The organism is Pseudomonas sp. CF161 (genome assembly GCF_000416215.1).
GTDB lineage: Bacteria > Pseudomonadota > Gammaproteobacteria > Pseudomonadales > Pseudomonadaceae > Aquipseudomonas.
Genome location: NZ_ATLP01000034.1, coordinates 31,922 through 45,238 on the forward strand (window position 1 = coordinate 31,922; position 13,317 = coordinate 45,238).

A 13,317-nucleotide genomic window follows, 5' to 3' on the forward strand; every position below is an offset into this window, starting at 1 on the left:
AGGGCAATGAATTTTTATTTATGTGTATTTGCTAGTTTAGCTGTACAGCTAAGGTGCCATAAAGAAAGGCTGCTTATGGTTTTTGCCGCTTGTTTAGCTGTGATTTTTTGGTCAGGGGAAACTCGTAAGCGGGGCCAGTTATTAGGGAATTCCGTCTGGAGGGTATGCCTCAGCGCCCAGTCAGAGGGGGCGGGGCCTTATTGACTCTCGAGACACGGCAAGCGTTCAGCCAACACGCCTTCCTGATACCTACGCCTCGGGCGATGGTGTCCAATTTAAGTGGACTATCTAGGAGCCAATGGGGGCCAGGGCGCTGATCCGTTAAGCCAATTGAGTTTTTGATTGCGTTCCAGCTTAACCCTATTAAATCAGGCCAAATCCGCTAAGATCCGCGATCTTGTTTTCCGTGGATCTAGTCATGACAGACCGTTGGCTTAGCGTTGAAGAGATCACTGAGCACCTCGGCGTCAGCAAAGACACCGTGTACGCCTGGATTGCGAAGCGCCACATGCCGTCCCACAAGGTCGGCCGGCTTTGGAAGTTCCAGAAAACAGAGGTGGATGCCTGGATTAAGGCCGGTGGTGCCAGTGACAGCTGCGCACGAGGCTCGTGATGATGTCTGAACGCTATCGCTTGTCTTATGCCGCGAGCGTATTGTTTGCTCGGCAGGATGAGCGGGTTGTCGGTCGCAATTTTTCATTGCACAACGCTGGGGATCTGGGGAAACCCGTCTGCGGGTACGTGAACTTCCTTGCGCACATTGTATTGAAGCGTCCGCAGACGCCCGAAGGCGAGAGCAACGCATTCATGACTGCTGGTTATCAAATCGAAGTGGAAGGAGAAACAACGCATGGATAACGTATTCAATTTCCGCGATCAATTAATAAATGAATACAGCAGCTTTTCCCGCAGCTTCTCCCGGATTCAGGCTGCCGACATCCGAGAAGAAGTCGAGCGTCAGTATGCCAGTGGTCGTTATTGGCCTGAGCCTCTTATCCAGATCAACCCAAACTATCAGCGCAAGGGGACGGTGCAGCAACTTGCTGCGGACGGTCTATTGCACAAAGCCTGTGCCGAGCTTTTTCAGGTAGGCAAAACTGAGGGGCGTCCGGAACCGCTGCACCTTTATGCCCACCAGCTACAAGCCCTGGCGAAAGGTCAGGGTCGTCAGAGCTATGTAGTCACAACTGGCACAGGGTCAGGTAAGTCTTTGTCCTTTTTTATTCCTGTGATCGATCGGATTTTAAAAGCCAAGGATCAGGATCAAAGTCCACGTACCCGTGCCATCGTCATCTATCCAATGAACGCCTTAGCCAACAGTCAGTTGGAAGAGCTAGACAAATTCTTGCATGGTTACCCAGAAGGGTTACAGCCATTCACCGTCGCTCGTTATACCGGGCAGGAGTCGCGTATCGAACGCGCGGCTATTGCTGACAATCCTCCGGACATCCTCCTCACTAACTTCATGATGTTGGAGCTTATTCTTACTCGGTTTGATGAGGATGATCGGCGGGTGGTTGAGCATTGTCATGGCCTGGAGTTCTTGATTCTTGACGAGCTACATACCTATCGTGGGCGGCAGGGGGCTGATGTTGCGTTGCTGGTGCGACGGTTGCGCGAGCGTTTACAAGCCGATGAGCTAGTTTGCATTGGCACCTCTGCGACTATGTCCAGCACAGGAAGCCAAGCCGACCGCAACAAGACGGTGGCAGAGGTAGCTAGCAAGCTTTTTGGCGCTTGCATTACTGAGCAAGACGTCATTGGCGAAACGCTGGAACGGGTAACAGATCCGCTCAAGGATGTACCGGCCATTCTGCCGAAACTGAAAATCGCGTTGAGCCGCAAGGAGTTTGCCTGGGAAGGATTCGAGTCTTTTCGCACTGACCCGATGGCAATCTGGGTAGAGCTAAATCTTGGGATCGATTTTTCGGACAACGAACCTCCACGTCGTGCCAAGCCCATGACTTTGCATGAGGCCAGCGCCAAACTTGCAAAGGAGGCCGGAATCTCTCCGGAGGACGCTCGCGTTAGTTTGCAACGCTTTTTAGTAGCTGCTCATGAAATCAGAACCCCGCAAGGCCGCCCGCCCTTTGCCTTCAAGCTGCATCAGTTCATCAGTGGTCCGGGCAAAGTTCTGGCTACTCTGGAGGCTCAGGGGACGCGCCATGTGACTCTCGACGCGCAGCGGTTTGCGCCGGGACGGCAGGACGAAGGCGTTCATTTGTATCCAGTACATTTCTGTCGCGACTGCGGCCAGGAATACCACCCGGTGTGGCTTTCCAAGCAACTGCCCACCAGCTACCAACCGCGCGAAATCGATGATATAGCCTCCGATGACAACGAAGATGTTGCCTTTGGTTTTCTCTGCCCGGTGCAATCCGGCCAGCAGTATGGGGGGCTGTTAGAGGATCTACCCGAGACTTGGTTGGACTTGAGCAAAGACGAACCCAAGCTCAAGCAGAACTACAAAAAGTTAGTGCCCTACCAAACATCAGTGAGTGTGAGAGGTGATGAGGGTTCCGGCGAGTCTTTCTGGTATATCCCCGGCAAGTTCCGTTTTTGCCTAAAGTGCGCGCAAGCGCATGAAGCCCACGGCAAAGACATAAACCGCCTCGCTAGTCTTTCGGGCGAGGGCCGTTCATCTGCCACGACAATCCTTACCTTGAGTGCGTTGCGTCAACTGTTTGCTGAGGGAGAACCAAGCCCAGGGCAAGCCGATCCCCGTAAACTGCTGGGCTTTACCGACAACCGTCAGGATGCCGCCCTACAGGCTGGGCATTTCAACGATTTTGTTTTTCTTTTGACACTGCGTTCTGGCTTGATCGGCGCTCTGCAAAATAGCCAGGGGCTCCTTACCGAAGAGCAATTGGCCGACTCGGTGTTCAAGGCGCTCGGCTTTGACCAACTGAATGACGCCACTCTCGTTGAATACCTGCGTACTCCCAAGCTCATGGGGCTGGCACGACAGGAGGCGCAACGCACGCTGCGTTTCATCATCGGATATCGCCTGCTGCGTGACCTTCGTCGAGGCTGGCGTTTCAACAATCCGAACCTCGATCAGTTGGGTCTGCTTGCCATTCGCTATCGCAGCCTGGATGAGTTCTGTGCAGACGATGCGTCCTTTGCCAAAAACTCCACACTGAGCAAATTGAATGCGCACAATCGCGCACTCCTCTGCCAGCAAGTTTTTGATGCCATGCGGCGCGGCCTGTGTTTGGAGAGCCGGTATCTAGATGCCGTGGAGCAAGATAAAGCCCGTACTAGTGCTTTCTCCTACCTCAATGATCGCTGGGCCTTTGCCGCTGACGAGCAGTTGGAAACCGCCAAGTACCTAATCCTGGACAAGCGCCCTGACTACAAGGGCAAACCGCGTACCGATCTGATGCCAGGCGGCCCACGTTCGCGCCTGTTGCGCGATATAAAAACAGCGTCTTTCTGGAAGCAAACTTCAATAGCTGGCCAAGTGGCGAGCTGGAAAGATGCTGACTGGCGCGACTTAGTGGAAGCCTTGCTGCAGGCCGCTAACCTTTATGGCTATGTGCAAAAGCACCCGATTGACCAGCGGTTGGTGGGTTGGCGTCTGAATGCTGCCGCGCTGGACTGGTGTCTGATCACCGACGATACGCAGGGTGACGATAGCCGAGCCAATGCTTTCTTCCGTACGCTTTATCTCAGTGTCGCCACAGTGCTGAGACAGAGTGGCCATTCGCTATTCGACTTTGAAGCCCATGAACATACTGCCCAAGTCGATGCAGGAAGGCGGCAATTGCTGGAGCAGCGCTTCCGCTACACCGAGAAAGACCGTAAGGATTGGGCGAGCAACCCAGCACATGAAGCGCCGCTTGAGCGTTTACCAGTCATGTTTTGTTCGCCAACCATGGAGTTGGGCGTGGATATCTCTGCGCTCAACACTGTTTACTTACGAAACGTGCCACCTACCCCAGCTAACTATGCGCAGCGTAGTGGCCGGGCAGGGCGCTCCGGACAGCAGGCGTTGGTCATCACTTACTGTGCTTCTCAGAGTCCGCACGACCAATGGTTTTTCCATCATGCCAACGAGATGGTATACGGCGTGGTGCGGGCGCCCACCCTCGATTTGGCCAACCGCGATCTCGTCCAAAGTCACCTGAACGCCGTCTGGCTGGCCTGCGCGCAAGTAGCCCTGGACTCCAGCATCGCACTTATGCTTGATTTAGATCCGCCAGAAAAACCACTGATCCAGCATTATTACGATGCCCTCAATGACCCCGCGGTTCAGGCAAGAGCACAGGCCAGCGCTTCTCGAGTCATCGCTCAGTTGCAAAACGAACTAAATGGCAGCGACTGGTTTAAACCCGACTACGTGCAGCAGGTCATTAAAGAGGCGCCACAAGAGTTCTCCAACGCACTTGAACGCTGGCGGGTCTTGTTCGATGCCACCCGCGCACAGATGAATATGGCTGACCAAATTGTAAAAAGTCATACAGCCTCCCACAGCGAAAGGCAAAACGCCCAGCGTCGCTATGGGGATGCCGCTCGCCAATACGCTGTACTGCTTAAGAGTGGCAATACGCAGAGCTCGGATTTCTATACTTATCGCTACTTGGCCAGCCAAGGCTTCCTGCCCGGCTACAACTTCCCACGCTTGCCGCTTATGGCTTGGATTCCCGCCCGTGGCGGTATTTCTAATTCCGGCAAAGACGACGAAGGCAGTATGGTAAGCCGTCCGCGTTTTCTAGGGCTCTCGGAATTTGGCCCGCGCAGCCTTATCTACCACCAAGGTCGCATGTATCGCGTGGTGCGTGCCAAACTTAACGTTGGCTCATCTGATCACATATCGGGCAACAGTCAGTTGGCTACTGTTGCCTCATTGGTCTGCAACCAGTGCGGCTATGGTCACGTGGGCGATCCTGGCTGCGGGCAGCTCGCCGTTAATACCTGTGAAAACTGCGATGCACTGTTAACCGAGCATGATTGGGTGCGTGAGCTTTATCGCGTCGAGACTGTGGAAACCGTAGCTGTCGAACGCATTTCCATTAATGATGAAGACCGACAACGTCAAGGTTTCGACTTACAAACTACCTACCGTTTCCTGCCTGGGCCTGATGGTGTCATCCAAAAGCGTAAGGCGGAAATCCAGCAGGGCGGAGACGTACTGGCCGAGCTCACCTATGCTCCCGCCGCCCGCTTGTGGAGGATAAATCGAGGCTGGCGCCGGCGTAAGAACAAGGAACATCTCGGCTTTTACATTAATCCCATAACCGGTACCTGGAGCAAGCAGGACGATCCTAGTGGCAGCGAAGACGGCGGCAATGACGAAGCCTTACTCGACAAAATACCCAACCAGCGCATCGTTCCTTTTGTCGAGGATCATCGAAATCTGCTGATTTTGGCACCGCTGCACCCGCTCTCCACCGAGGCGATGGCTACCTTGCAGGCGGCGCTTAAGCGCGGTATTGAAATGACCTTCCAGATCGAAGAATCCGAACTGGTCGCTGAGCCGTTGCCTAAAGGCGACGAACGCCGAGCGTTGATGTTTTACGAGGCGGCCGAAGGCGGTGCAGGTGTGCTAACTCGCCTAGCAAGCGAGCCTGCCAGCCTTGCGCAAGTCGCCAGCAGTGCCCTGAGTCTTATGCATTACAACGTACCGCAAGGTGAGTGGCAGTTCGACAACCTACCCGAGCTGGAACAAACCGACGTGCTGGGCAACCGTATCTGCGAAGCTGGATGCTACCAATGCTTACTTTCCTACTTCAATCAGCCCGATCACGAAAACATCAATCGCCGCAATGCTGATGCACTCAAGCTTCTGGTGGCGTTGGCCAACGCTCAAGTACAACCGAGTCAGATGCCTGTTGTTGCGGCGGCACGCAGCGGTGATGAGCTTTTGGAGCAATGGCTGCAAGTCATTAGTCGGGCAGGGCACCGCCAGCCCGATGCCATTAATGTGTCAGTCCTTAATGGGATGGCTGCTGTAGCCGGACAGTACAAATCTGTCCGCGCATTAGTATTCCTTAAGGCGGTATCCAATGAGTTGCATAGCCTACTAGTCGACAAAGGCTGGCAAGTGCTTGACTTTTCCGACCCATCACAATGGTCAGTCCAGTTCGCCCGCCATGCCGACGTGTTTGACATGCCAGAGAAACAACAATGACTACGCTCGAACACGATTTCATGCCCGGCAACTTGATTCGCGCCCGTGGGCGCGAGTGGGTAGTACAAAGCGACTCTCGACGCGACTGGCTGCGTTTGCGCCCATTGGGTGGCGCAGATGACGACACCATTGCCTTGATTCCTGAGCTGGAGTTTGAGCCCGTTGAACCTGCTACCTTCCCATGGCCACAGCCCGACCAGGCCGGCAACCATGCGGCGGCTCTGTTATTGCGCGATGCTTTGCGATTAAAGCTTCGCAACGGTGGCGGCCCGTTCCGCTGCTTTGGCAATATCGCCGTCGAGCCGCGTGGTTACCAGTTGGTGCCGTTGTTGATGGCCCTGCGCTTGACGACTGTACGTTTACTGATTGCCGATGACGTAGGTGTCGGCAAAACAATCGAAGCCGGCTTGATTGCCCGCGAGCTGATGGATCGTGGGGAGATCAGCCGTCTTGCTGTACTTTGTCCGCCGCACCTCGTCGAACAATGGCAAAGTGAGTTGGAAACCCGCTTCAATCTGCAAGCCGTGGCGCTTACCTCTAGTAGCGCTAGCCGCATTGAGCGCGACCTGCCACACGGAGTTAGCCTGTTTGACCACTACCCTGTGGTGGTAGTTAGCCTCGACTACATCAAAAGCGAACGACACCGCGAACACTTCCTTTCCATTGCTCCGGAATGTGTAATCGTCGATGAGGCACATACCTGCGTTAGGAGTGGTGCTGGCAAGCAACTGCGTTTTGAGCTGTTGCAACGCTTGGTGAAAGACGAAAGTCGCCATCTTCTGCTGCTCACTGCCACCCCGCATTCTGGCGACGAAGTCGCGTTCTACAACTTACTTTCCTTGCTTGACCCGCGCTTTGTTGCCCTGCAAGGACGTATGTCTACCACTGATCCGTTGCGCCAGGAACTCGCCCGCCATTTCGTCCAGCGTCGCCGCAAGGATATAGCCGAATGGCAAGCGGAAACCGGCGATGGCCGTGGTTTTCCGCGCCGCATGAAAACCGAAGTTACCTACCAGCTTAGTGGTGACTGGGGCCGCTTTTTCGATGCAGTACAAAGCTACTGCCGTGAGCTGGCCGAAAGCATTGAGCAGACAAAGTCTGGCAGCGTGCGTCTGATCTGGTACGCCACCCTTGCCCTGTTGCGTTGCGTTGCCTCCTCTCCGGCAGCGGCAGTTAAAGCCTTGACCACCCGAATTGAGGGCACTCTCGAATTCGACGATCTGCTGACCGACGAACGTTTGCATGACGGCGAGGCTGACGACCTGGAAAGCAGCGACTTGGAGCCACCAGCTCAACTCCAAGATGCCAGTCGCCTGCAAACCCTCATCAAAGAGGCTGAGCGCCTTTCTGGCAAAGCCGGCGACCCTAAACTCTCTAGCCTTATTCAGCACCTGCAATCCCTGATTAAGGACGGGTATCAGCCGGTGGTGTTCTGTCGCTATATCGCTACCGCGCACTATGTAGCCGAGCACCTGAAAAAAGCCTTCCCAAAGGTCATCATCGAAGCCGTTACCGGCGAATACACACCAGAAGAGCGTCGCGAACGGGTCGATGCGATGGAGGAGTGCAACCAACGTATTCTGGTCGCCACAGACTGCCTTTCTGAAGGCATTAATCTGCAGCACTTGTTCACCGCCGTGGTCCACTATGACCTGGCTTGGAATCCTACCCGTCACGAGCAACGTGAAGGCCGTGTCGACCGCTTTGGTCAGCAAGCGGCGGAAGTGCGCTGCACGATGCTCTATGGGCAGGACAACCCAGTTGATGGCTTTGTGATTAACGTCATTCTGCGCAAAGGCGAGGCCATCCAGAAAGAACTCGGCGTATTAGTGCCCATGCCCGAAGACGAGCAGCGCATCAGCCAGGCGCTGGTGAAAGCTGCCCTTATGAAGCGCGGCGGCATCACCGCTCCCTATACGCCAGATATGTTTGCTGCCGCGAATGTCGAACTGCAGCCGCTGCAAGCCCAATGGCAGGACGCATTAGAAAAAGCCAAGGCCAACCGCACGGTGTTCGCCCAGCGACGTATCCGTCCTGATGAAGTGTTACCCGAATGGCAAAAACAGCAGCAGGCTCTCGGTACCCAGGCCGATGTTCAACGCTTTGTACAAAGCGCTTGCGCCCGATTGAATGCCCCGCTGGAGCCCACGCATAAGCCGCATCACCAGCGATTGCTGCCACAGCACTTGCCCGAGGCATTGAGGATGCGTCTAGCCGATGAAGGCATCGGTAAACCGCTGATAATTGATTTCAACGAGCTGCACCGCAGCCATCCACTGGTTACCGTACTGGCTGAGTATCTGCTCGAAGATAGCCTTTCCAGTGAGCATTCCATCGCTGCCCGCAGCGCTGCCACTCTCACCGATGCGGTGGACGTGGTTACCACCATTTACCTGCTGCGCCTGCGCCACCAGCTCGGCTATGTGCGCCGCCGCGAACCCTTTCAGATGATGGCGGAAGAAACTGTGGCGCTGGCCGTCAAAGGTCGCAGTAATCCGCAGTGGTTGAGTGATGAGTCGGCTAGCAAACTGTTGCAATGCACCCCTAGTGGCAACCTACCCACTGAGACCATGCAGCGCGAAATCCGCACCGCTCTTGATTTTCTTGCCTGCAACCAGCAGCAGCTAGAAACGTTGGCTACCGAGCGCGCCAACTCGTTGTTGGACGATCATCTGCGAGTGCGCGAAGCCGCTCGAGATGTTGGTCAGTACAGCGTTAGCCCCTGTCTACCAGTGGATGTGATTGGTGTGTATGTGCTGCTACCGGATTCGCTGTAAGCGCGCCTAAGGAAAGTCAAAATGAGAAAGCTCCGCAAAACCCAGGCCGCGCTCAACCTACCTACGCTTAAGCTCGAAGGCGGTCTGTTCCTGCCTGACCAGTTGGAAAAGGCCGCCCTTGGAAGTGCCAAATGGCAAACCGAAACTGATTACCTCATCCCCAAGGGGCTTAAGCTCAAGGACGATTACAGCCGGGCCTTCCAGATTGCCAGTGCTCAGTACAAACACTTTGCTGCGCAAATCGATCGTGCAGATGTGGATGCTGCTGCGATCACTCAGCACCTAGTGCTCGAGCTGCTGCGCGATGCATTTGGCTACAGCAATCTTTCGCAAGTCAAAAGTATCACCGTGGGTGAACGGCACTACCCAGTGCAGCTACTCGCAGGCAACCTGCCCATCGTTGTCGCACCGCACACAATGGGACTGGATGATGCCGATGCACGTTTTGCTATCACCGACAGCGGTAGCCGGAAAAAGTCTGCGTTCCAGCTCGCGCAAGAACTGCTTAACGCCAGCTCCGAACACCTCTGGGCTATTGTCAGCAATGGCAAACAACTACGTCTGCTGCGAGATGCAGCCACACTCACTCGCCCCAGCTTTCTGGAAGTGGACCTGCAAGACCTACTGAGCGGTCAGCGTTATGCCGAGTTCACCAACGTCTGGCGTCTGTTGCACGCCAGCCGTGCCGGCGATGATCTGCAAAGCTGCATCTGGGAGCGCTGGCGCGAAGTTGGTCAGGAGGAGGGGACCCGTGTGCGCGACGGTCTGCGCCTGGGCGTCACCCAAGCCCTGCTCACCCTGGGCGAAGGCTTTTTGCAACACCCAAGCAACGAGGTTCTGCGCCGCGCCTTGCACTGCGGCGAGCTGAGTAAGGATGCCTATTTCCAGCAATTGCTGCGCCTTATCTATCGGCTGATCTTTCTGTTCAGCGTAGAGGAGCGCGGCCTGCTGCATCCAGCAGACGACAATAAGGGAGCTATTGCTGCCCGTCGTGTTTATGCCGAGGGGTATGCTGTAGCTCGCTTGCGCGAGCTATGCCTGAAACGTCGTGCCCGCAATCGCTTCGATGACCACTGGCAAGCTCTACGTATCGTCTTCAGGGGCTTGACCGAAGGAGAGCCTCGCTTGGCCCTACCCGCACTGGGTGGCCTGTTTGCACAAAGCCAGTGCCCGCAGCTCGATGCCGCCAGCCTGAGCAACGCTCACCTTCTGGCCGTGATGCAAAACTTGCGTTGGGCCAATCATGGCGGAACGTTGGCTCCGGTGGATTATCGCAATATGGGGCCGGAAGAACTGGGCAGCGTGTACGAGAGCCTGCTAGAACTGGTGCCGGAAATCGATCTGCCCGCCAAACAATTTGGCTTTGTCGGTTTAACCAGCGAAGGCAGCACCGCCGGCAACGCCCGTAAGCTAACCGGCAGCTATTACACGCCCGACTCACTGGTGAAGGAGCTGATTAAGTCCGCTCTCGATCCCGTGATAGAGCAACGTTTGGCGGCCAATCCGGCCAACCCCGTGGAGGCACTGCTGGCGATTCGCGTCATCGATCCCGCCTGCGGTAGTGGGCATTTTTTGCTGGCTGCCGCTCGCCGCCTGGCGGAAAAACTGGCCCAATTGCAAGCGCCTGACGACGCCATAAAGCCGCAAGACTACCGCCATGCTCTGCGCGAAGTAGTGAGTCGTTGCATTTTCGGTGTGGATCGCAACCCTATGGCGCTGGAACTGGCGCGCATGGCTTTATGGTTGGAAGGTTTTGAAGAAGGCCGCCCGCTGGGCTTTCTCGACCACCACCTGCAATGTGGTGATGCGCTACTTGGGCTGACTGACCTGAACGCGCTGGAACTGGGTATTGCTAAAGAGGCGTTTAAGCCTTTGCCTGGAGACGACAAAAATGTGTGCAAGGCTCTAGTCAAAACTAATGCCATTGGCCTTAAGCAGCTGGAGCGCGATCTGAAGGGCAAGCAAACTTCTCTGCGATTTGACGATGCCGTTGGCCTCACAGCTCTGCAATCCATCGAAGCCTTACCGCAAGACAGCACGCAACAGATTGCAAGGAAGGAAGCCGCTTACCGCGAGTTTCTGGCGCAGGCCAAAACCAGCCGGTTGGCGCACGCCGCCGATATTACGCTTGGCGCGTATATGATGCCCAAAACCAAAGAGAGCGAAGCACATATCCCCACTAGTGCCACGTTGTACCTGACCCTGCTCACCGACAGTCTAAGCGCCGAACACCAGCAACAACTCGCTACCGCGCAAGCGTCATGCCGCGAAGCCCGTGTGCTGCACTGGCCGTTGGCCTTTCCGCAGGTGTTTGCCGCCGGGGGATTTGACTGCGTGCTGGGTAATCCCCCGTGGGAAGTGTCGCAAATGGGCGAAGAGGAGTTCTTTGCGTCGCGGGCACCTCACATTGCGCAACAAGCTGGTGAAAAGCGCAAACGAGCGATTGTAGCGCTGTCGGCGGATGACCCGCGCCTCTGGAGCGAGTATGTGGTGGAGAGCCATCGCATTGCGGCTGCCAACAACTTCTACCGTGAGTTTGGGCGCTTTCCCATGACTGCGGTGGGTAAACTCAATACTTACCCGCTATTTGCGGAAACGATGAGTCAGATTACTCAGGAGCATGGCCGCGCAGGTTTTATCGTGCCTACAGGTATCGCTACCGACGATAGCACCAAGGCTTTCTTTGCCTATCTAACGCAAAACGGGCGATTGGTCAGCCTCTATGATATTGAAAATCGCGACAAGCTATTTGCCGCCGTCGATAGCCGTATGAAGTTCTGCTTGCTCACCCTCGGAGCTGCCCCCCAAGCCGAGTTCGTCTGCTTTGCCACGCAGGTAAGCCAACTGACAGACCCGCGTCGTAGCTTTGCCCTCACGCCTGCCGAGTTCTGCCTGATTAACCCCAATACGCTCACCTGTCCGGTTTTTCGCAGCGAGTACGATGCAGAGTTGACCAAAAAACTTTACCGCGCAGCACCGGTGCTGATTGAGGACGGTCAGCCCAACGGCAACCCGTGGGGCATTTCTTTCTCGCAAGGGCTGTTCAACATGACCAGCGATAGCCACCTGTTTGCGGATACGCTTGGCACTGAGTTGTTGCCGCTGTATGAAGCCAAGATGATCCACCAGTTCGACAACCGCTGGGCCACCTACACACCCGATGGAAGCAGTCGTGATGTGAGTCGGCTTGAGAAGGCCGACCAGGACTACACCGTCACTCCGCGCTATTGGGTGAGCTCAGCCGAGGTGAATGAGCGACTACAAAGTAAAGGCTGGGACAAGGGCTGGTTGATGGGGTGGCGGGACATATGCCGCGCCACGGACGAACGTACGGTGATTGCCAGTGTGGTGGGACGGGTGGGAACTGGCGATACACTGTTACTGATGTTCCCTGACGCTAAACATGGTTCGCGAGTTGCGTGTTTACTGGCAGACCAATGTTCGCTCGTGCACGATTATGCGGCTCGGCAGAAAGTTGGTGGGACACATCTGAAATATCACGTCAAGAAGCAGTTGCCGAATTTGCCCCCCGATCGCTATATCGAAACTGACCTCGCATTTATCGTCCCTCGGGTGCTGGAGCTCACCTACACTGCCCGCGATCTTGCAAGCTGGGCAAAAGACCTTGGCTACGATGGTCCACCGTTCGCCTTCGACCCTGATCGCCGTGCAGAACTGCGAGCAGAGCTCGACGCCTACTACGCCCGTCTCTATGGCCTGAGCCGTGATGAGCTGCGTTATATCCTCGATCCTTCAGAAGTTATGGGTGAGGACTACCCCAGCGAAACTTTCCGCGTGCTCAAGAACAACGAAACCAAATCGTTCGGGGAATATCGCACTCGACGTTTGGTCATGCGTGAATTCGACCGAATAACCTTGGCGGAAGCCAGCGGCGAAACCTATGTCAGTCTTCTGGTTCCTCCACCTGGACAGCAGGCACCGCCAACTTATTCGGAGCGTGGCGTTATTCGCGATGAGCTAGATGCTCGCTTGGCTGGCCTGCTGCTCACGTTGATTCAGCAAGCAGGGCGTTTACCGCGCCGTCAGCTGTACGATGCCTCGCTTATTGCAGCCCGCTCTGAATTGTTGTTGGCTTATGTAGGGGAGACGAATGCAAAAAATGTTGCGACCTTTCAAGATCAGTACGCCGGGATCTTCGAGTCCACGCGACTTGAAGGTGGTCGGATACAGGATTGGATTCGTTATTTCGAGGCCGCTGGGCTGGTGCGGGTGGAGTCCAATCAACTCGTCGCGCTAAAGGGACAAGATATCCCGGCTCATCTGATTGTCGATACCCAAGCTACCTCAGTCGCCAGCATTCTGTTGAACGCTGCGGAACAGATGCAGCTTGGTGCCGGTGACGAAGGGATTCAGCTCAGTCAACAGTCAAGCAAACAAGCCTAAGCA

5 protein-coding genes are annotated in these 13,317 nt (G+C 55.5%); all 5 read left to right on the forward strand.

What is annotated here, in order from left to right; all coding sequences use genetic code 11:
- The first annotated feature begins 418 nt into the window (after nucleotides 1-418).
- From CF161_RS03815 to CF161_RS03835, 5 genes are read left to right on the forward strand one after another with little or no spacing between them, the layout of a single operon-like run.
- Nucleotides 419-613: a helix-turn-helix domain-containing protein gene (locus CF161_RS03815; RefSeq protein WP_020295242.1), complete on the forward strand. Its 195-nt coding sequence runs from the start codon at nucleotides 419-421 to the stop codon at nucleotides 611-613.
- Nucleotides 613-858, forward strand: a complete 246-nt coding sequence (locus CF161_RS03820) for a hypothetical protein (protein WP_020295243.1) — start codon at nucleotides 613-615, stop codon at nucleotides 856-858. The genes CF161_RS03815 and CF161_RS03820 overlap by 1 nt, the downstream gene beginning before the upstream one ends.
- Nucleotides 851-6,133 carry a DEAD/DEAH box helicase gene (locus CF161_RS03825; RefSeq protein WP_020295244.1) on the forward strand — a complete coding sequence of 1,761 codons (5,283 nt, stop codon included), beginning with the start codon at nucleotides 851-853 and terminating at the stop codon, nucleotides 6,131-6,133. The genes CF161_RS03820 and CF161_RS03825 overlap by 8 nt, the downstream gene beginning before the upstream one ends.
- Entirely contained in the window at nucleotides 6,130-8,910 is a 2,781-nt protein-coding gene (locus CF161_RS03830; protein WP_043228593.1) for a helicase-related protein, read from the forward strand. The genes CF161_RS03825 and CF161_RS03830 overlap by 4 nt, the downstream gene beginning before the upstream one ends.
- A gap of 21 nt (nucleotides 8,911-8,931) precedes the next feature.
- On the forward strand, nucleotides 8,932-13,314 hold the full coding sequence (locus CF161_RS03835) for an Eco57I restriction-modification methylase domain-containing protein (RefSeq protein WP_020295247.1): 4,383 nt from the start codon (nucleotides 8,932-8,934) through the stop codon (nucleotides 13,312-13,314).
- The last annotated feature ends 3 nt before the right edge of the window (nucleotides 13,315-13,317 follow it).